Source organism: Reichenbachiella sp., assembly GCF_965223055.1.
Lineage (GTDB): Bacteria > Bacteroidota > Bacteroidia > Cytophagales > Cyclobacteriaceae > Reichenbachiella.
The window spans coordinates 327,807-345,261 of record NZ_CBDCVM010000011.1 but is presented as its reverse complement, the minus strand read 5'-3'; the positions used below and the strand labels follow the sequence as shown (position 1 = coordinate 345,261).

Genomic DNA, 17,455 nt, shown 5'->3' with positions numbered 1-17,455 from the left:
TACTAAATAGGTCTTTAGACGTTACCGTCTTTGATTGCCCCGAAACCGATCTCGTACAACTTGCCCACTGTAGCGTTACCAGTGAATCTCAGCTCATCAATTGGAGGGTTGTTGCGAGTATCTTCCTCCATGGATGTATAGTGCTGCTTCACATTGTAGATCGCTTTGATCGCATGTGGTGCGTAGAAGATGGTACTTGCTACTCTGTCTGTACCGACAGCAGCCGCTCCAATGGCTTTCTTCGTGCCATCCACCGCATACTTCACAGAAGCGTTGTTGATGAAGAACTTCCATCCGTGGTGAGGTACCGGCTCTCCGCTCATGGTCTTGATGAAGATGTCTCTGAAAGCTTGCTGGCCTAATGCGTCCAAGCACAAGTCATTCAAGTGTTCTGGAGACAAGATCATGTAGAGCTCACCCATCTTCGTCAAATTCATTTTTTGGTATGGAAGCATAGCCTTAATGACATCAGTCAAAAGCATTCTTCTGGTGCCAGACCCGTCTCCGCGATCTGGGCCAGTAGTTTCGAATACCGGGTTGAACTGTGGATCAGTATCATCATCCGGTGCCAGCGCATGGATGTTCTTTTCAACCCAGCTTACCACGATAGCTTCACCGTGCTTCTGCTTCAGAATCCCACCTCTGTTCAATGCACTGGTTCTGATTTCTTCAGAGTCAGTCATGGAAGGCGTAGTACTGAAATACTGCCAAGGAATAGTGTTGTTCTCGACATCAAATGTCTTTCGATCACCATCCACATAGGCGTCCATTTTGTCCCAATCCACAGAGATAGGGTTGCCTACCTTATGTACATTGATCCCCGAACTATTGAGTGCAGCCTTTGGTGCGTTAGGGATGACTGCAAGAAAATCTTGCTGCAAGTTTTGAAGTGTATGTACCAGTGCTGGTAGGATAAACTTCTTGATATATTCTCCGTTGCTAAATGCCATGATATTAAATTATTGTCCTTTCTAATTGATTAATCCTGTGGGTTGTGTACTTTGCCCAACTCCGAAGCATTGAAAAGCTTCTCGAATGCTTCTGGATCTTTGGCTTCCAATGCATCCAACTCAGCCTCAGAGTAGTCCTCCAACTTCTTGTCACCTGATGGCTGTTTGCCTCCCAATCCCGCTGCTTTGAAAGCTTCGATTATCTCAGAAGCTCGAGGTGCATCATCCGACTTTGGCTTTTCTACCGCAGTAGCTTCCAAAAACTCCGCAGTCTCTTTGATGCCTGCTTTCGTAATCATCTTTTCTACAGATGCTTTATTCTTAGCGGTGATCAATCCAGCCTTTTCGCCCATAGCGATAAATGCCTCTTGAGTTTCGGCTTCTGCCAACTGAGCATCATCAGCTCCCGCGCTGGCAGTCGCTTTGTCCGCCTCGATAGCGGCCATGATTTCTTCGTCCGTAGCATCGGCGTTCAGCCCATACTTTTCAATGAGTTTATCTTTCATTTCGTCCTTATTTTCAAATTGAAGTTGTGAATCGTAGTGTGCGGCCATCTCCTCATAAGCGGCCTCAGCTTTTTCCGGGGCTTTTATTTTGGTGTCCGATTCTTCGTCTACCAAGCCCACCTTCTTTGCTTCTTTCAGGCTGAACCAGGAGTCCTTGCCCTCGGCCATCCAGTTGGATTGAATCCAGTCGATTTCCTTTCCTGTCTTGTCGGCATACATCTCAGCCAGAGACTCGTTGAGGGATTCTAATAGATTAGCGTAGTTCTTTATTTGGGCAGCAGAGCCGTAAGCCCCACCTGATCCCTGATGGATCATCATTCGTGCCCCTTTCGCCATATACACCTTGTCGGCGTTGATCGCAATGGCAGACCCCATACTGGCGGCCATGCCATCTATATAAGCGTGAATGGTCAACGAAGAGGCTTTCATTTGAGCGATCATCGCCAGTCCTTCGAAGATGCTGCCGCCGGGGCTATTGATGCGAAGGTTCACACTTTCGTAACCCTCAGCCTCGGCCTGTTTGATTGCCTTGGTGAATTCATCAGCATTGACCTTGCTCCAGGCGGAGATCGATCCATACATATTGATGTCTGCGGTTGTTTTCGACTTGGCTTGTAATTCAAACATGTCCCAAAATTGGTATCATGCTGCACGGCTTCCAATGAAAAACAAGAGGTGTAATTACAATGTGCTGCAATTAGTTCATAATTCACCTTTAATAAGGTACAATGTAATTACGCAAGGCTTCGGAGCTTCCTTTCGCCTCACTGATCACACAACTTTGGATCATGGAAAAACACCTGGCAGCTCAAATACTATATAATGAAGGCACGGATCAAAAGCAGATAGCCGCCGTAATGGAAGTATCTGAGCAGACCGTAGGTACCTGGAAGAAGAAATACGACTGGGATCGCAAACGGGTGGAGCACACGCTAGCCAAGGAAACCGCAGAGGAGTCGCTATGGGAACTCATCAACCACCAGCTGGAAGTTCTAAAGTACCGAAAGGAAGAAAATCGGAAGAAACCAAAGGATGAATGGAAGCTTATTGACAAAGGCGACATCGATGCCTTGTCCAAGATGTTTAGTTCTGTGAAAGGCAAGCAACTCGAATGGAGCAATTATGTCAAGATCAGTCGTGAGCTTTTGGATTTCATTCAATCCGATAGCCTGGAATTAGCCAAAGCGCTCACAGGGCCATTGCAAAACTTCCTAGCCAACAAACGAAAAGAACTATGAGCCGAGTGTCAGAAAAAGAATGGCACTTGTTTCTAGACCAGTGCCAGCGAATCGGTGAAGCCACCGAAATCATTCAAAACGAATCCGACAAGGATCAGAAGAAGCGAAAAGAACGCCTGCTGAAAGTGGGCAACTTCGAAGCCTTTTGTAAATACTACTTCCCACACTATATAGATTGTGACTTTGGGTGGTTTCATCACAAGGCGGCGAAGGACATCTTGAGTAATCAAAACTGCTTCGCTGTATTAGAGTGGGCCAGAGAACATGCCAAGTCTGTATTTGCCGACGTGTTCATTCCTATATGGCTACTGGCCAAAGGAGAGCTGAGCGGCATGCTACTTGCCTCAGAGACCGACCCGAAGGCCAAAGTGCTCCTATCTGATATTGAGGCGGAGTTGCGAAAAAATAAAAGGTTTATTGCCGACTACGGAGAGCAGAATCTACTCGGCTCCTGGACTACTGGTCACTTCACTACTTCTGGCGGTATCGGCTTCTGGTCATTTGGCATCGGCCAAAACCCTGCGGGTGTGCGTAAAGCTGCCAAACGTCCGAACTATGGCGTTGTGGATGATGCCTCCAGTAAGAAAAAAGCCAAAAACCAGACCATCGTAAAAGAGAACCTGGACTGGATCCTTGGTGAGTTCATGGGCTGTCTGGCGATCAAAGGCAAACGATTTGTATTTGCCAACAACCGAACAGCTAAGAATGACTTGACGGCACACATCGTAGGCGACATAGAAGAAGGCGACAAGAAGCGCGAAGGTATCAAGCACATCAAAGTATTTGCCACCGAAAACCCAAAAAACCACAAGATGCTACTCATCGCCAATGGCGGTGTTCCAGCATGGAAGGAGCGATACACCGTAGATCACATCCAGACTCGTGTAGGCGAAATGGGCTATCGCAACGCCATGCGCCAGATGTACCACATGCATATCGAGGATGGCAATGTATTCTTGCCTGAGCATTTGCCCTGGGTGAAGTGCCTGCCACTAGATCAGTACGACGCGTTGATCAGCTACAATGACCCCTCATTCAAAGACACCAAAAAGAATGACTTCAAGGCCATTGTATTGATTGGGAAGAAGGGCAAACAATACCATATCCTGTGGGCATGGGTACGCCAGGCAAGCAAAGCCGCAATGGTATCTGCCCATTATGACCTGGACGAAATTGTACATGGCAAGCAGCGCATCATAGAGATCGAAGGCGGCAAGCTCAAAGAGATCCTATGCAGGCACTACATGGAGGCCAACTTCATGCAGGATCTACTACTAGAGGAATATGAGATAGAAGGAGACAGTCGAAACTATCAAATGCGCATCCGACCAGACAAGAGAAGTAAGCCCGATAAGTACGGGAGAATAGAAGATTTGTCGCCACTAGGCGAACGAGGCTATTTGGGATTCAACGAGAAACTGCGCAAGAGTATTGACATGATTACACTTCGTGATCAATTCCTTGCCTTCCCAAATGGACACGACGATGGCCCCGATGCTTGTGAGGGTGGCATCTATTTACTGAACAAGCAAAACCGAAATGGAAAGACCAGGTCTTATCGAAGTGGAGGTTATACAAAATCTAAATCCAGAGCCGCATGAGCACGTTCATCACACGCACCGATTACAAATCAAAAATTCATTCAGATCATTTAGGTGATATCCTGGACGATGAAGACTTCACCGCAGATGACATTCTGGATGAAGCCGAAGAACATGCCATCGCAATCATCAAAGATGCGCTAAAGGGCACGTATGATCTGGACACCATCTTTGACGCCGCGGATGACGCTCGGCCAAAAAACGTAGTGAGATGGGCGACCACCATAGTCCTTTATATACTCTATGAAAGAATTCCCGACGATCTGGTACCAGACCGAATAGTGAAAAACTACAATGACACGATGGATCTATTGGATGACATATCCGATGGTAAGCGCAAAGTAGATCTTCCTGTGTTGGAAGATGAAAACGGAGATATAGCCACCAAGTTTAGATGGGGCAGTCAGGAAGCTAGATCACATTAATCAAAGACTATGAGATTTTTACCAATAGAAGTATCCAACTACGTGAAACGCTTCACTGATCCCAAGGGAGCTATGATCGAGGATATCAAACGTGAGCTGAAGAAGGACAAAGGCAGTCGGCTATCCATAAACCTCACACACTATCGTACATTCAAAGCGGACATGCAGCAGGACAACCTACGCCAGGCGATCGATTTTGCCGAAGATCCTGAGCGTCCGGATCGGTCGCACTTGCTGGCGATATATAAAGAGGTGATGCGTGATCCGCACTTACTCAGCCAGATCCGTACCAACATACTCAAAGTATTGGGATCACCCTTTGCCGTGTTCAAAGCGGGTACCGATGAGATCGACGAGGAGGCCACTAAACTTTTGCAAAAGCCCTGGTTCAATCGCTTCAGGTATATCTTTCATGAGACACCCTACTACGGACATACTTTGGTAGAATTTCAGCAGATGTTCAAACCTGTGCGTGATAATGGGCTGGAATTGGAATTCAAAAAAGTGAAAGTATTTCCAAGACACCATGTAAGACCAGAGACTGGAGAGATTATTCTGGATTACACCATGGAGAAGGGTCTGAAGTATCGGGAAGAACCTTTCAATGAATGGCTCTTGGAGATTGGTGACTCACATGACATAGGACTCCTCAATATCGCTGCTCGCGAGGTGATCTGGAAAAACTACAGTCGATCTGACTGGAGTAGATTTGGTGAGAAGTTTGGACTGCCTATTATAGCCGTGAAAACTGCATCCAATAAGAAGGAAGAACTCGACAAGCTAGAAAAAATGGCTAGTGAGTTTGGTAATAACCTCTACATGATTTTAGATGACGAAGATGAGTTTGAAATCAAAGAACCAAGCAAAGCCAACGGATATCAGGTATTTAAAGACAAAGCTGATTTCTGTGATGCACAGAATAGCAAACTGATCTCCGGACAAACAGGTACCAGCGACGAAAAGGCCTTTGTGGGAAGTGCCGAGGTGCATGAAAACATCCTGAACGAATACATGGAGGAGGCCATGCGCAATGAGACCTACTACAACAATGAAGAGCTGATACCATTCCTAATTAGACATGGTTATCCATTAGAGGGATTAGAGTTCCGATACTTAGCCTTCATGAATGATGAGGTCGAAGCCGACGACTCTGAAACAGATGATCCACCAAAAGATCCCAAGAAAACTAAAAAGCCTAGTGCAAATTTTACTGAGCCCTTATCGATCAAGGTCGGTAAGGGCTTGACCGGGACACTCTCGCAGCGGGTGGCTGGGTTGTATAATGTGGATTGCTGTAATAGCCATCATATTCCACTAGATCCAAAAACACTTATTGCATATTGTGATGATCCTGTAGCAGTAGTAGATCTCGACCGTGCTGTAAACAAGGCCGTGAAGAGAGTCTATGATGGTAAGTTGAAAGCTGGCGGAGTGGATGAAGAGCTCTTCTGGAACTGGGCTGCAGATCTATGGCGTGGTACGCTGCAAGGCTATGGTGTCAACTTTAGCAAGCTGCAATATGGAAGCCCAAGCCACCAACTACTCAATCAGCTCCGCCATAATGTGCATGTCTTTGCTGCCTTCAAAAACCATCACCACACCAATGAGCTGGTGAAAGCCCTGGTAGATGATGAAGGTCAGATCAGATCCTTTGGCGAATTCAAGAAAGCCGCCAAGGGCATCAATGAGAAGTACAACAAGAACTGGCTCAAAACCGAGCATACACAGGCTGTACTATCCGGACGCAATGCCAACAAATGGCTGAAGATCCAAGAGCGAAAAAGCACATTCCCAAATGTGGAATATGTAGTGGTACCAGACGAACGACTCTCGCAGATATGTAAGGATCTAGCAGGGGCTATTTGGTCAGTTGATGATCCTATACTCAAGAAGCTAGGGCCAGGTAATCACTGGCGATGTAGATCCTTCTTGCGTAGTACGAAGAAAGCTATTGATAAAAAGACTACAGGCGAAGAGATACAGCCAGCCTTTGACAATAATCCAGGGATCACTGGGGATGCATTCGGCAAGGGTCATCCGTATTATGAGGTGCAGGATCAGCACCAGGACAAAGCCACCAATCTATTTGGATTGTCGGGACAGATGCCAATCAGTCCAGAGCAATTAGCAGCGAATACCAAACTGCTCGATCGCCTGGACAAAAAGCAGTATTCAGAAATTAACACTTTCGCTCAGCAGGGCGGTTGGTTTGCTGTGCACAAGCTGGCCCACAAGTCAGACTTGAAGAAGAATAAACAAATGGCTACTGCAATGGCTAAGAATGGATATGCGGTAGAGATCCTCGAACACGTAGAGGATGGAACACCTAATCCAGAATTCAGAGTCAACGGCATTTTGAGCGACTTGAAGTCACCAAAGACGCCCTACGGACTAGATACTCGTCTTAGATCTGCATTGAAACAGGGTTTGAATAACGTAGTGTACGAAGTGGCAGCGACTACCCAATTGGATGAATTGACCAAAGGTTTACGCCGAGGTTTTCACAACCGACGAGGGATCGAATGGGTGGATGTGGTGTATGATAAGAAGGTGGTCAGAATAGATCGAGAAATGTTCTTGAATGGAGAGATCCTGAAGGAACTGGAATCGGTCTTAAAATAAAAAACCCGCCAGCAGCGCCGACGGGAGGTGGTCTTTGCACCGAAGTACGCCGACCGGGGTTACAAATATACGAATTTGAATTGAAATAGATGTCTAAGCATAAAGGAATACCGTCATTCAAACGCGAAAGCAAGGAACTGGAAAGGGTCTTGAAAGAGCTGCCTGACGTAGTGGGTCAGACGGCAGTAGATCATGCGCATGACAATTTCGACCGCGAAGGATTCAAGGACGGCGGTAAAATCGATAAGTGGCAATCACGCAAGGATCGCAAGGGCAACCAGGGCAAAAACATCCTGGTACAGACTGGACAGCTCAAAGCGTCTATTGATTATGACGTATCTGGCAAAACCGTGAGCGTAGGATCTGATAAGGTATATGCCAAGATGCACAACGAAGGAGGCAAGACTGGCAGAAACCACAGCGTACAGATGCCTCAGCGAAAATTCATGGACAACTCCAAAGATATTGAGGAAGCTGTGGAGAAACATTTGGATAACGAAATGGATAAAATATTTGGATAACGCACCGTCATTGCGAGCGGAGCGAAGCAATCTTAATCCTACTACCTGGCACGAGATTGCTTCGTCGTACCTTCTCGCAATGACGAATAAAAAGATAATACCATGTACACACTAGCATACACTCTAATCAAACAGCGCCTTATCGCCATATCCGGCATCAAAAAGGTAGAATGGTACACAGGACAAGAACGAGGCGAAGGATCGCTGAAAAACGCGCCTGCGGTATTGGTGGAGTTTTTGCCATCAGAGATGCAAAGAGTAGGTAATATTCAACGCGGAGAGGTAGAGTTTAGACTGCACCTAGTCACTACTACCATGCTGAGCAATGACAAGCACATACAGAATGATGACAACAAGGATCACATGTATTTGCTGGACTCCGTATTTAACGCTACACAGAGCAAAAAAGGGATGCTGAGCCACATTGTAGGCCACGAAGCCAAGAAGGGCACAGACGACGATTTATTGCTATTCAACAGCCCGAATAGAAACCATATAGAACCACCGCATGCTCAAAAAAGACTCATGGTAAGTATTCAGAAATTCAAAGCCATGTGCTATGATTACTCTGGTACGAAGACTTATCAAGAAGTCACACCTGATTTGGAAGTAACTGAAACTTGACATAGTCATTTTATTTGACTTTTTTGGGCTAAATTTGAGCTCATGCAAGCTGCTACTGCCAAACATCCCCGATACGTCAATAGAATAGCCCGCCGAAAAAAGCGGAATGATAAGATCCGTAGCATGTTCAACCGCTTATATCACGAAGAACGCAAACGCATAGACGATGTAGAAGAAGAAGTATCTGAATTTTGGGGGCTGGCAGTGGATACCATTCGTAAGATCATGAGAGAGAGAGATTGATCACATCTCGTTTCCATTATCATCATACCTTATTCTTGAAGCCACAGTCTGAGTATTATCTGGTAAATACACAATCGTAATTTCGGGACGACCATCTGCATGATACTGTGTTTCTTCCAGCTTGATTCCGTCTTTGAATACCATAGTCTGGTAGAGTAGTTCCTTCTGTGGGGATCTACGCGATACCCGACGCATAGTATAGATCTTGACCATACCAGAAAATGGCTCTGATTCTCCGGCCCATTTATAAACGCCATCATAGGAAGCAACTCCATCCGTTGATATATTCGCTCGATCTTCTTCTATTCGATCCTCCTGAGCGAAAGAAAACTGGCAAACAAATAGAAATGAGAGTAGTGTGATTAGTGGTTTCATGTTTTCTTTAATTATTCAATACTTGCGCAATAGGTGTCACCGAGGGAATGTTGTTCAAACTCTTGAGAAGTCACTTCCATGCTATCTCCTTCTTCGAATGTGAAGCTGTACCTGTTAGGTATATCTGGAGCTTCGAGTATCACCTTCGCTCTTATGGTTAAATTTCGGCAAACTTCACTTGATTTTTCCTCACAGGAAATAGAAACGATACATAGAAACACTGCTATGCAGATGGGGTTTAGGTTGACTTTCATGATTTATACTTTTAGTGCGACAGATTAAAGATAATAGAAATATTACTTTTCCTACAACTAATTAGGTTAAATCGACTCTATGAGTTACTTTTTCGGTCAGCATTCTGAGGCAAAATTGATTGATGAAATTTTCATTTTAATAGATTAATTATGCCCGAACAGGTCAAATATGACATTTTCACATTTCAACTTAGACCGAAGAGAAATATTCAAACCCATCTTTGGAATGAAAACCTTACTGCTGAGGAGATCATGGACAGGAAGAATGGTCTTTTTTCACAGTCATTAGATGAGCATATTGGCTTTTATACTCGACGAGGGAAATTAAATTATCAAGTCAAACATAAGGACGATGAATCATTTCTTTTTAGATTGGCTAATAAGAAAACCGTCCATCTAGAACAGGAATTTCATCGCGAAAGTTTTCCAAGTGAGCCAAGCTGTGCTATAATGATTTGGAACAATCCTGATTATCAAATGATTGCTATTGAGTCAGATCGCACTTCTTTTGGATCGAGTAAATCCGTAAAAAATATACTGGAAAAAGCCTTATCAAGGAAGCTGGAAGGAGTTAATCTTGATATTGCAATACACCCTAATTATGATGAATCTGATTTTTGGGACTTAGTAGATCGATATGACAAAGAGGTTCAAAATATAAAGTTTGAATTCGAATATCCAAACCTACCAGCCGTTAATAAGACAATTAACGAAACATTAAAACAGGCTTCAAAAGCCATTAGAAGTGATAAAACGAAACTGGAGTTTAGTGCTTCGAAAGGTGATATATTGGATAATGTTGATGTAGGAAATGAGCAACTAACAAATTTGGTAAAAGCTTCTTCTGAAGGCGCGGGATCTGTTAAATTGAAAATGAAAGGATACAGGAGATGGGAGACTACAGGAAACAATATGAGGCACGAAGAATTTGATTCATTAGAAGTAGATTTGTCTTCAGAAGAGTCTGCCAATTGGGTAGCAAGTTTTATAGAAAGATTAAGATCAATAAGGGATGTATAGATATGTGACTTTTCTAGTTTGTGGGTATCTTATTAGTGTTGGAGCTGATAAGCTAGAAAGCTCATTTATAGATGATTTTTCATCTGGATTAATTCCTCTATTAACCACTCTGTTAGCTATTAATATTGCAAGTGGCTCCTTGATTGCTAGCAAGATTAGTGAAATTGAAAATATAAGCGGCGTTGGTTTTCATAAAGCAAAAAACGAATTAAAAGAAAGCCTCAAAGTACAACTTGTGTTGATAGCAGTGTCCTTCATAGTTCTGATTTTGAAAGAGAGTGCGATAGTTGAAAAATTGATTTCTAAAGAATACACTCAGGTTTTTTCTAATACAATTACAGTCACAATTTTTGGGGTATTCATAGATTCTATCCGTGATATTGGGATGGGATTGTTTTCACTTCTTGACTTTAATGGAGAAGAACCAGAAGACTAATAACGATTACGCTTCTTGAATTTGGCATGTAACCAAATCGCAACAATCCATACTAGAATAAATATCAATATCTCATACCATTGCGGATCATCCATGATTAAATATATCTCTAAGATATAACTATGTCAACGGATGCTTGTAGTTCCTTTTCACTGGCTCCAGATAAGGCATGTTGATCAATCGGAAAAGCTCTGACTCTTCGCGGACCATGAGACGAGTATCGCCACGGTAGATCCAGCCATCTTCAGATCGTAGATAGTTGTCCTTGAGCTTACGGAGTAGCACGTATTTATTGAAGTCTGACGATCCGGTACGAAGGGCCAGCTGCCAGCCGAAGTTGCCGGGCTGCACCAGGAATAGATCCAGCTTGATGCCTTCAGGCAGCATCACTTGGGTGTACTTGCACGGGAGCTGTCCTTTGATGCGCTGCCACTGATCTACTACGGTGGCAATACCACTGGCAAACAATCCTACGTCGTAGGGCTTAGGCACGGCCACGATCTCTATGTCTTTCACTTCGGGGTTTTGGCGGCGAATGGATCCTGCGATCTCCGCGCGCTCGCATTGAGGCATCAGCTGTGCCAATACTCCTTCTGCTATGGTTTGGGCTTGTTCTAGTTTCATGGCTCTTGGTTTTTGAATACGATAGATAATTTAGATTCGAATTCCTTGACCATCTCATCTATTGTTATTTCACCATCCAGTACAGCTCGGTGTAAATTTTCAATAGTCAATTCTTCATCTTCCTTTCGGTCGTAGTATGTGAATTTCACGACCAAATCTTGTATCACTGATAGAATTTGCTCTTTCATGGTCTTCTGTTGATTATTTGCTTTAGTGATTCGAGCTTTGCATATTCCTTCGGATGTTTGTCTTTCATCCATTGCTCTTCTTTGGATTTGAGAAACAAGTAGCTATCCTTGTTGAATTGATCAAACTTGTAGTCGATCTCATTTTCTTCAAATCCTTCATCCGGTAATGATGAGTGCGGCATATTTGGCCAGCCACAATTGATAAGTTTATGAACCCCAATCCCACATTGATTGTTTATAACAAAGGATTCACCAGATTTTGAGGTAATTCTAATTGATGGGATTTCAGCAGTACCACCTCCTTTATCACAGAGGTAGTTGTACCAATACAAGGGCTTTTCTTTGTTCTCTTGAACAGTAGAGCAGCCAAATTCAACTTTTACAGGTTCTCCCTGCCATTGATAATTTTTCATGATTCTAAAGATTTACAATGTTCACACTGGTTAAAGCAATCACCTACGACATCTCCGTTATTTGCTAAAAAACGATTCTTACATTTGAATACTCGAAATGCTTTTCTTGGTAATAGAGCACTCCCTTCAATCAGCTCTACAAACTGATCCAGCTGATCCACTTCAGTGATCTTGATCGGTAAGTATTCTAAATTGATACCGAGCGCACAGGTGGTCTCTATGTGGTTGTATTGGTCTGGCTTATCTGCATGGTAGCCAAAGCACACTTCTATAGTAGCCTCATCATCGAGCTGCTTCTCGTACTGCACGAACTTGAGCGTATCGAACGGATCATTGAAAGCGTCCTTATCCAGCCATTCCTTGCGCTTGTAGCCTCTCGCTGCTAGCTCCTGATGGGTAATGTTGATTGTGATATTCTTTGGCATTGTTATGGGGTTTCTACGTTAGAAAAACTTTGATATAATTTCATGGGGCAATATTCTGCATGGCTCACCTCTGGCATCATTAAATACCCATACATCATGTTTGAATTTTTTATCCTGATGTGCTGGGCAATCAACTACATCATATGTGCCTTCTGGTAAATTCAATTCTGGCTTTAAGTCAACGATCAATACTTTCTTTGGCCGCTTTGAGATTGGCTGTTGGAAAGAACACTTTAATGACTTTTTAAACTCTTTTTCAGTTAGAGTTAGATTATCTTGAAATGGTGATCGGTAACCTTTACAACCACAAACACTGCACTCATAATTGTCTCCACCTTTTTTAAGAGTAACCAAGTTTACCTTCTTGAAATCATGAGATTTAATATTTACTATTTTCATATTATTTGCTTTTCCCCGGACAAACTCCGGACTTACATTTGTTTCTGTCTTTGCCGCCGCGCTGCTTTCCCATCGTCTGCTTGTCTGGAAATTCATGGTTGCAGTCCCGGCACGTACGGGCTGCGATCTCCTTTTCTTCCTTATCGGTGAATACCGATAGCTCGGCTCTCACCTCCGACAGCTTGCGTCCCGACTCCAGAAGTTCTCTTTCCAGTTGCGATTTTTCATTTAGGTGTACCGCTATGTTTCCGTGCAGCTGCTCAACCGCTGCGGACAGCTGCACATTCTTTGCACGGGTTCTGCGATGCATGTCCACAAGCCTGCGGAGGTGCTTCGAAAAGTTGATGGACTTCTTCAGGCTCTTGCTGAAGGCATGGATACTGTAGGAGAATGCCCCGGCAAACAGGATCGAAACAAGCAGTTTGGTGAAGCTCATGGTGAATGCCTCGACATCTTCCGGAGTGAAAATCTCATAAATCGTCATGAACACGTCCCAGTACAAGAGGTTGATGGCAAACATGCCCCAGGCGAAGACCTTGGCAGTACGATGATCGCCCAAGAGCATGAAGGAGAATATGGCCATGTCCAGCGTGAGTATCACGATGTACGGGATGATCTTGTAGGCGATCTCCGGGAGTACACCCTGATCTGTCAGTCTGAAATAGAGCATAGCACCATGCTCCAGATTGTTGAGCATGGTGAAGATGATCACTACTACTTGCAGTGATATGATCGCGTCAGCTGATCTGTTGATTCGTGTATTCATGTGATGTAAGGGTTTCTATAATTTGATCTATTTCGTTGATTTTGTTGTCGAGATCTATCCGTGTGATCTTTAGCTTAAGGATCAATGCGTCTCTAGGCATATCATCCAGCTCCGACCTGGTAGTTATTGCTTGCCGGATGCGATGGTAGATATTGGCAAACCTCTTATCTACGTCGAGTAGATCCTTAGCACTATTTAAGTGATGACTGGTAGTAGAATGATCGTGACCCATGTAGCGAGTCACTTCACATTCTCTGTACTGGCATACATCCATGGCCAGCAAGACGAAGAGCTTTCGGGTCAGTACGGTTTCAGATCTCTGATTGGAGAAGTTGAATTCGTGCTGAGTCAAGCCCGTCATGTTGCAAACCACCGCTTTCAATATGTCTGGAGAGGGGATCATTAGTATTTGAAATCCGTCCAATGAATTATTTTACCAGTGAAGGTCTTGTCGTAGTCCTCATTATTTCGGCCAGGAAAAAACCAATCAAGCATGTGATCAAGATTTTCAAAGCCATCTTGTCTGGCTAGCAGTTCCTGTTTGGAGCTAGTCAGATCCTTGCCATTCACTTTTAAGTGAAGTCCCCAGTGGTATCGGATATAGATCTCCTGGATGGCTTTCACTTCCAGCACCGGAGCAAACTGAAACCGCTTGGGTGTTTGGTTGCCGATTAAGAAGTGAATTTTACTACCTACTTTCCATCGGTTTTTTGGATCTTCACGTATGGTGTGGGTTTTTTCGTTCGGAGTATCTAAATCTGGATATTCGGGATAATTGACCTCTACGTGCTGGAGGTATTTGTCAAAATCTTCATCTCCAATCATTAATCGGTCATGTAATCCTTTGAGTATCTTCTCTGGAAAGTGCGTCGGTTTCCCCTTTTCGTAAAGTTTGAATCCTAGGTTCATTGTCTTTCTATTTAGTTTGTTTGTAGTCCCGACAGGATTCGAACCTGTATCTACTTTGCCTGCGCATCAGCATTTCAATCAAAGGCAGCACTACTTTCGTGTGCACTTCAGGGAGTCTCGCCCTATTCCTTGAGTGTCTACCATTCCACCACGGGACTAGATTGGCGGCTCTGGGAGCCACCATCTACTTAGCAGTTTTAATAAAAGAACGCCCGGTGATCCCCACCAGAAGGGTATTTCTCAGCCATGCTACTGGCTCTATCGTATTATTTTCTTCGTGATCACTTCGCCACACTCGGCGCATACTTCGTGATCTATTCTCCCTCTATAGCAGTGATCAGCTGCTTCGAGGGTTTTGGTTTTTTCGTGCTTGCAGTCGGACATGGTCGACGTGCGCTTTCGCTTTTCTGAATTCATTCCTGGTGTTTTCATCCTGGCTAGGTCTGCTGATGTCATTGTATTCTTTTCTTTGGCTATGGGCATCAAGCGACTGACGCTCTCCCAGCTCACAGCGCTCCTCGAAGTAGTCAGCAAACCATTTCATCACTTTTGGCATGTTGAGCTGCTCGTACAGCTCGCCGTAGTAGCCCGTTTTGGCTCGCTTCATGATCAGGTTTACATCTGCCATCGTCAAGTGGTAATAAGTGGCCACTACCTCACTGGCGATTTCATCGATCTGATCTTCGGTAAGGGCTCGCTTCAGGTTAAGTAGTTCGCTCAGCTGAATCAGGTATATCTTGATCAAGGCCTCGATGGCATTGCTGCCAATGTCCTTTCTGATCTTCGCCAGGCTAACGGTTTTCAAAGCCTTGGCTTGCTGAATGGTAGATACACCTTTCATAGCCTCACGCATCGCTTTCGGACTGTAGATCTCTAAGTACTCCTGCTTTGTAGCTATCTCTGACTTTGGTCGTAGTGCTATTTCCATTTTTGATTTGCGTTATGATTTCTTCAATGTTTCGATAGATCTGTGGTAACTGGATCTGCTTCTTGTGAAAGTCCTCCAGCTGCTCCCAGCTGCTGAATAGTTTCTCGAACAGCCGCTTGATATTTTCGTCGCTGTCGGAATTGCCGTTGGATTTGGCCAGGCTTTTCATGAAGCTGATCAGGTTGGTCAGTGCCTCTTTGTAGTCTCTGGCCTTCTTGCCGTCTAGCTTTAGCGGTAAGCCCTGATCTTTGAGAAATTGACGGTACAATCCCATACATGTGTTGTAGAGCGGAGATGGCGCTTCTGAGCCTTTCTTCACCTTGCCATTGCTGGCCTTCAGTACGTCTGACTTGATGGCTCTGAGTACCTCCGGATGCTCGATGCAGTGTGGTCGCTTGATGTACACGTCTAGCACCTTGGTTTTATCTTCTAGTGATACTTTTTTCATGTCTAAACAATGTCTATTTCAGGCTTTGGTACAATGTGATTTAATCCCGGTAGTACTGCTGTCAATACCAATCTATGTCTTTGGCCTTTTCTGTTTTTGTGATATAAATGGAGGTAGAACCAATCAGCATCTATATCATAGAAGTAGCTAGGTTTGTTTCCAAACACCAGTTTTTTGTCATCAGCTTCGATAAACTTTTGCAGTCTATCCTTGAAACTCTCTATCATTATTGATTTGATGGGCCAAAATTTCATGCTTACATCTAATCTCAGCTCTTTATCGTTGACAGGTTTGAAGTGTATAATTTCCATTGATTAGGTTATCTAGATATTTCCTTTTGGTACATCGATTTTATTTGCGTCACTACTTTGTTGAGCTGTCCAGGCGTCAGTTTGTTGAGGGTTTCCTTCTTCGGGTTGTTGCTTCCGATGTTTTTCACGAATGAATTGATTCTTGTAAAATCAGGCTTGTCGTCGGATGTGGTCATACCCATCAGGCAGAGGTAATGCACGGCGGTCTTTATGCTTTTCTTTTGGGCGTTTTCAGCAGCATCCAAATGGGATTTGAATGTGATTCTAATCCATTGGATAAACTGGTTGTACTGCTGAAGGCTCATCTCCTGGAGGCTGCACATCTCGTCACCAGAGTACTGGCGGATCAGATCCATTCTGCTGACCGGGTATCCGGCGCGGTGGAGTTGCTTCTCTAGGGCGAAATAATGTCTGTATTTACTCATAGTTGTAAGTTTTAAAATTGATCGTCTTTCCGATCTGTCAGCCTTTATTCAGGATGCTCCCAAAATTGATTACCAGCGTGAGGATTTAAGCGCCGTCAGTTCTTGTTATTGCAAGGGAGAATCCAACTTTGCCTCCTGAATCATCAAAGTCCTCGGCATTGGACTTTTGTCTTACACGCTGCACCTTTTGGATGTTGTGTACCCGGGGTAGGATTCGAACCTACGCGGCGTAGCTCTCCTCCCGATAGCCATCGGGACGAACTACCCGGGATTTGGGTATTAAGCCGGAGCGAGTTCTTCCTCCTTCGGCTCTACAAAGAATGTCTCGTCTTGCACCACGGAGATGCCCAAGTCATTCAATGGTTTCATAAAGTCCTCATCGTCACGAGAGGCGATAATCTTCTCCTTGTCGATGTCTTCCTTCGTTCTAATCAGGTCTTTCTTGCCAGCATTTTTCACTAGGTCGAGCATGGCCGCCCAAGTGATTCCTGCTTTTTTGGTCACCTTTGGTGTTCCGATCCTGAAGCCCAGTATTCCATGGCCCCAGTCCAGACTCTTGCGCTTGATGAAAAGTTCATCTCGATTACGTAGGGCGTAGGCCTGTAGCTTCTGGAATGCGGTCTCTTTGGTGGTAGACAGGGACTGTACTTTGTCCTTATACTTCTCACGAACGGCCTGTATTTTCACTTCCATTTCTCCTTCCAGCTTTTTCAGCTGGGAGCTGGAATCTGCGTATTGCAGCATAAAATCCTTCGCTTCCGTTTCTGATGGTGCTGTTACTGTCGTTTTTTGTCTCATTGTAAT

At 44.3% G+C, this 17,455-nt stretch carries 26 protein-coding genes and 1 tRNA gene; 9 read left to right on the top strand and 18 right to left on the bottom strand.

Annotated features, from left to right (window positions below):
* Positions 1 to 14: 14 nt before the first annotated feature.
* Both ACOQO5_RS12800 and ACOQO5_RS12795 read right to left on the bottom strand, forming a co-directional pair.
* On the bottom strand, positions 15 to 950 hold the full coding sequence (locus ACOQO5_RS12800) for a hypothetical protein (RefSeq protein WP_420582080.1): 936 nt from the start codon (positions 948 to 950) through the stop codon (positions 15 to 17).
* A 29-nt stretch (positions 951 to 979) separates the two neighbouring features.
* A complete protein-coding gene (locus ACOQO5_RS12795; protein WP_420582079.1) occupies positions 980 to 2,083 on the bottom strand; it encodes a head maturation protease, ClpP-related in 1,104 nt (367 codons plus the stop codon).
* 161 nt (positions 2,084 to 2,244) lie between these two features.
* Between ACOQO5_RS12795 and ACOQO5_RS12790 the strand changes: the two genes are divergently transcribed.
* The 7 genes from ACOQO5_RS12790 to ACOQO5_RS12760 all read left to right on the top strand — a co-directional run bounded on the left by ACOQO5_RS12790 (position 2,245) and on the right by ACOQO5_RS12760 (position 8,730).
* On the top strand, positions 2,245 to 2,694 hold the full coding sequence (locus ACOQO5_RS12790; protein WP_420582078.1) for a DUF1804 family protein: 450 nt from the start codon (positions 2,245 to 2,247) through the stop codon (positions 2,692 to 2,694).
* Entirely contained in the window at positions 2,691 to 4,295 is a 1,605-nt protein-coding gene (locus ACOQO5_RS12785) for a hypothetical protein (RefSeq protein WP_420582077.1), read from the top strand. Before ACOQO5_RS12790 ends, ACOQO5_RS12785 begins: the two co-directional genes overlap by 4 nt.
* Positions 4,292 to 4,720 (top strand): phage protein Gp36 family protein, encoded by a 429-nt coding sequence (locus ACOQO5_RS12780; RefSeq protein ID WP_420582076.1) that lies wholly within the window; start codon positions 4,292 to 4,294, stop codon positions 4,718 to 4,720. Before ACOQO5_RS12785 ends, ACOQO5_RS12780 begins: the two co-directional genes overlap by 4 nt.
* A gap of 9 nt (positions 4,721 to 4,729) precedes the next feature.
* Complete coding sequence (locus ACOQO5_RS12775) at positions 4,730 to 7,342, top strand: phage portal protein family protein (protein WP_420582075.1); 2,613 nt, start codon at positions 4,730 to 4,732, stop codon at positions 7,340 to 7,342.
* Between the two features lie 89 nt (positions 7,343 to 7,431).
* On the top strand, positions 7,432 to 7,863 hold the full coding sequence (locus ACOQO5_RS12770; protein WP_420582074.1) for a phage virion morphogenesis protein: 432 nt from the start codon (positions 7,432 to 7,434) through the stop codon (positions 7,861 to 7,863).
* Positions 7,864 to 7,965: 102 nt separating this feature from the next.
* Positions 7,966 to 8,487 (top strand): hypothetical protein, encoded by a 522-nt coding sequence (locus ACOQO5_RS12765; protein ID WP_420582073.1) that lies wholly within the window; start codon positions 7,966 to 7,968, stop codon positions 8,485 to 8,487.
* A gap of 42 nt (positions 8,488 to 8,529) precedes the next feature.
* The gene (locus tag ACOQO5_RS12760; protein ID WP_420582072.1) at positions 8,530 to 8,730 is read left to right on the top strand and encodes a hypothetical protein; all 201 of its coding nucleotides are present in this window, start codon (positions 8,530 to 8,532) and stop codon (positions 8,728 to 8,730) included.
* On the opposite strand, the gene ACOQO5_RS12755 is transcribed toward ACOQO5_RS12760, so the two are convergent.
* Both ACOQO5_RS12755 and ACOQO5_RS12750 read right to left on the bottom strand, forming a co-directional pair.
* On the bottom strand, positions 8,731 to 9,105 hold the full coding sequence (locus tag ACOQO5_RS12755) for a hypothetical protein (protein ID WP_420582071.1): 375 nt from the start codon (positions 9,103 to 9,105) through the stop codon (positions 8,731 to 8,733).
* An 11-nt stretch (positions 9,106 to 9,116) separates the two neighbouring features.
* A complete protein-coding gene (locus ACOQO5_RS12750; protein WP_420582070.1) occupies positions 9,117 to 9,359 on the bottom strand; it encodes a hypothetical protein in 243 nt (80 codons plus the stop codon).
* A 150-nt stretch (positions 9,360 to 9,509) separates the two neighbouring features.
* On the opposite strand from ACOQO5_RS12750, the gene ACOQO5_RS12745 reads away from it, so the two are divergent.
* Positions 9,510 to 10,379: a hypothetical protein gene (locus tag ACOQO5_RS12745; protein WP_420582069.1), complete on the top strand. Its 870-nt coding sequence runs from the start codon at positions 9,510 to 9,512 to the stop codon at positions 10,377 to 10,379.
* The gene (locus ACOQO5_RS12740; protein ID WP_420582068.1) at positions 10,372 to 10,815 is read left to right on the top strand and encodes a hypothetical protein; all 444 of its coding nucleotides are present in this window, start codon (positions 10,372 to 10,374) and stop codon (positions 10,813 to 10,815) included. The genes ACOQO5_RS12745 and ACOQO5_RS12740 overlap by 8 nt, the downstream gene beginning before the upstream one ends.
* Positions 10,816 to 10,935: 120 nt before the next feature.
* Here the strand turns inward: ACOQO5_RS12740 and ACOQO5_RS12735 are convergent, their stop codons facing one another.
* The 14 genes from ACOQO5_RS12735 to ACOQO5_RS12670 form a co-directional block, all read right to left on the bottom strand.
* Positions 10,936 to 11,439: a hypothetical protein gene (locus ACOQO5_RS12735; protein ID WP_420582067.1), complete on the bottom strand. Its 504-nt coding sequence runs from the start codon at positions 11,437 to 11,439 to the stop codon at positions 10,936 to 10,938.
* Complete coding sequence (locus tag ACOQO5_RS12730) at positions 11,436 to 11,627, bottom strand: hypothetical protein (protein WP_420582066.1); 192 nt, start codon at positions 11,625 to 11,627, stop codon at positions 11,436 to 11,438. Before ACOQO5_RS12730 ends, ACOQO5_RS12735 begins: the two co-directional genes overlap by 4 nt.
* Positions 11,624 to 12,040, bottom strand: coding sequence for a hypothetical protein (locus ACOQO5_RS12725; protein ID WP_420582065.1), 417 nt, complete (start codon positions 12,038 to 12,040; stop codon positions 11,624 to 11,626). Before ACOQO5_RS12725 ends, ACOQO5_RS12730 begins: the two co-directional genes overlap by 4 nt.
* Complete coding sequence (locus tag ACOQO5_RS12720; RefSeq protein WP_420582064.1) at positions 12,037 to 12,465, bottom strand: hypothetical protein; 429 nt, start codon at positions 12,463 to 12,465, stop codon at positions 12,037 to 12,039. Before ACOQO5_RS12720 ends, ACOQO5_RS12725 begins: the two co-directional genes overlap by 4 nt.
* Before the next feature lie 18 nt (positions 12,466 to 12,483).
* On the bottom strand, positions 12,484 to 12,864 hold the full coding sequence (locus tag ACOQO5_RS12715; protein ID WP_420582063.1) for a hypothetical protein: 381 nt from the start codon (positions 12,862 to 12,864) through the stop codon (positions 12,484 to 12,486).
* A 1-nt stretch (position 12,865) separates the two neighbouring features.
* Complete coding sequence (locus tag ACOQO5_RS12710; protein ID WP_420582062.1) at positions 12,866 to 13,630, bottom strand: hypothetical protein; 765 nt, start codon at positions 13,628 to 13,630, stop codon at positions 12,866 to 12,868.
* Positions 13,602 to 14,054: a hypothetical protein gene (locus ACOQO5_RS12705; protein ID WP_420582061.1), complete on the bottom strand. Its 453-nt coding sequence runs from the start codon at positions 14,052 to 14,054 to the stop codon at positions 13,602 to 13,604. The genes ACOQO5_RS12710 and ACOQO5_RS12705 overlap by 29 nt, the downstream gene beginning before the upstream one ends.
* Entirely contained in the window at positions 14,033 to 14,539 is a 507-nt protein-coding gene (locus ACOQO5_RS12700) for a hypothetical protein (RefSeq protein WP_420582060.1), read from the bottom strand. Before ACOQO5_RS12700 ends, ACOQO5_RS12705 begins: the two co-directional genes overlap by 22 nt.
* A gap of 23 nt (positions 14,540 to 14,562) precedes the next feature.
* Positions 14,563 to 14,697 (bottom strand) — tRNA-OTHER (locus ACOQO5_RS12695).
* Between the two features lie 179 nt (positions 14,698 to 14,876).
* The gene (locus tag ACOQO5_RS12690) at positions 14,877 to 15,467 is read right to left on the bottom strand and encodes a hypothetical protein (protein WP_420582059.1); all 591 of its coding nucleotides are present in this window, start codon (positions 15,465 to 15,467) and stop codon (positions 14,877 to 14,879) included.
* The gene (locus ACOQO5_RS12685) at positions 15,385 to 15,915 is read right to left on the bottom strand and encodes a hypothetical protein (RefSeq protein WP_420582058.1); all 531 of its coding nucleotides are present in this window, start codon (positions 15,913 to 15,915) and stop codon (positions 15,385 to 15,387) included. Before ACOQO5_RS12685 ends, ACOQO5_RS12690 begins: the two co-directional genes overlap by 83 nt.
* 2 nt (positions 15,916 to 15,917) lie before the next feature.
* Positions 15,918 to 16,226, bottom strand: coding sequence for a hypothetical protein (locus tag ACOQO5_RS12680; RefSeq protein ID WP_420582057.1), 309 nt, complete (start codon positions 16,224 to 16,226; stop codon positions 15,918 to 15,920).
* 8 nt (positions 16,227 to 16,234) lie between these two features.
* A complete protein-coding gene (locus ACOQO5_RS12675; RefSeq protein WP_420582056.1) occupies positions 16,235 to 16,651 on the bottom strand; it encodes a hypothetical protein in 417 nt (138 codons plus the stop codon).
* A 279-nt stretch (positions 16,652 to 16,930) separates the two neighbouring features.
* Positions 16,931 to 17,449, bottom strand: a complete 519-nt coding sequence (locus tag ACOQO5_RS12670) for a host-nuclease inhibitor Gam family protein (protein WP_420582055.1) — start codon at positions 17,447 to 17,449, stop codon at positions 16,931 to 16,933.
* Between the last annotated feature and the right edge of the window lie 6 nt (positions 17,450 to 17,455).

Bases quoted from the DNA above. Each gene is read 5' to 3' on its own strand.
- ACOQO5_RS12800 (WP_420582080.1), bottom strand. From the start codon at position 950: ATGGCATTTAGCAACGGAGAATATATCAAGAAGTTTATCCTACCAGCA.
- ACOQO5_RS12795 (WP_420582079.1), bottom strand. From the start codon at position 2,083: ATGTTTGAATTACAAGCCAAGTCGAAAACAACCGCAGACATCAATATG.
- ACOQO5_RS12790 (WP_420582078.1), top strand. From the start codon at position 2,245: ATGGAAAAACACCTGGCAGCTCAAATACTATATAATGAAGGCACGGAT.
- ACOQO5_RS12785 (WP_420582077.1), top strand. From the start codon at position 2,691: ATGAGCCGAGTGTCAGAAAAAGAATGGCACTTGTTTCTAGACCAGTGC.
- ACOQO5_RS12780 (WP_420582076.1), top strand. From the start codon at position 4,292: ATGAGCACGTTCATCACACGCACCGATTACAAATCAAAAATTCATTCA.
- ACOQO5_RS12775 (WP_420582075.1), top strand. From the start codon at position 4,730: ATGAGATTTTTACCAATAGAAGTATCCAACTACGTGAAACGCTTCACT.
- ACOQO5_RS12770 (WP_420582074.1), top strand. From the start codon at position 7,432: ATGTCTAAGCATAAAGGAATACCGTCATTCAAACGCGAAAGCAAGGAA.
- ACOQO5_RS12765 (WP_420582073.1), top strand. From the start codon at position 7,966: ATGTACACACTAGCATACACTCTAATCAAACAGCGCCTTATCGCCATA.
- ACOQO5_RS12760 (WP_420582072.1), top strand. From the start codon at position 8,530: ATGCAAGCTGCTACTGCCAAACATCCCCGATACGTCAATAGAATAGCC.
- ACOQO5_RS12755 (WP_420582071.1), bottom strand. From the start codon at position 9,105: ATGAAACCACTAATCACACTACTCTCATTTCTATTTGTTTGCCAGTTT.
- ACOQO5_RS12750 (WP_420582070.1), bottom strand. From the start codon at position 9,359: ATGAAAGTCAACCTAAACCCCATCTGCATAGCAGTGTTTCTATGTATC.
- ACOQO5_RS12745 (WP_420582069.1), top strand. From the start codon at position 9,510: ATGCCCGAACAGGTCAAATATGACATTTTCACATTTCAACTTAGACCG.
- ACOQO5_RS12740 (WP_420582068.1), top strand. From the start codon at position 10,372: ATGTATAGATATGTGACTTTTCTAGTTTGTGGGTATCTTATTAGTGTT.
- ACOQO5_RS12735 (WP_420582067.1), bottom strand. From the start codon at position 11,439: ATGAAACTAGAACAAGCCCAAACCATAGCAGAAGGAGTATTGGCACAG.
- ACOQO5_RS12730 (WP_420582066.1), bottom strand. From the start codon at position 11,627: ATGAAAGAGCAAATTCTATCAGTGATACAAGATTTGGTCGTGAAATTC.
- ACOQO5_RS12725 (WP_420582065.1), bottom strand. From the start codon at position 12,040: ATGAAAAATTATCAATGGCAGGGAGAACCTGTAAAAGTTGAATTTGGC.
- ACOQO5_RS12720 (WP_420582064.1), bottom strand. From the start codon at position 12,465: ATGCCAAAGAATATCACAATCAACATTACCCATCAGGAGCTAGCAGCG.
- ACOQO5_RS12715 (WP_420582063.1), bottom strand. From the start codon at position 12,864: ATGAAAATAGTAAATATTAAATCTCATGATTTCAAGAAGGTAAACTTG.
- ACOQO5_RS12710 (WP_420582062.1), bottom strand. From the start codon at position 13,630: ATGAATACACGAATCAACAGATCAGCTGACGCGATCATATCACTGCAA.
- ACOQO5_RS12700 (WP_420582060.1), bottom strand. From the start codon at position 14,539: ATGAACCTAGGATTCAAACTTTACGAAAAGGGGAAACCGACGCACTTT.
- ACOQO5_RS12690 (WP_420582059.1), bottom strand. From the start codon at position 15,467: ATGGAAATAGCACTACGACCAAAGTCAGAGATAGCTACAAAGCAGGAG.
- ACOQO5_RS12685 (WP_420582058.1), bottom strand. From the start codon at position 15,915: ATGAAAAAAGTATCACTAGAAGATAAAACCAAGGTGCTAGACGTGTAC.
- ACOQO5_RS12680 (WP_420582057.1), bottom strand. From the start codon at position 16,226: ATGGAAATTATACACTTCAAACCTGTCAACGATAAAGAGCTGAGATTA.
- ACOQO5_RS12675 (WP_420582056.1), bottom strand. From the start codon at position 16,651: ATGAGTAAATACAGACATTATTTCGCCCTAGAGAAGCAACTCCACCGC.
- ACOQO5_RS12670 (WP_420582055.1), bottom strand. From the start codon at position 17,449: ATGAGACAAAAAACGACAGTAACAGCACCATCAGAAACGGAAGCGAAG.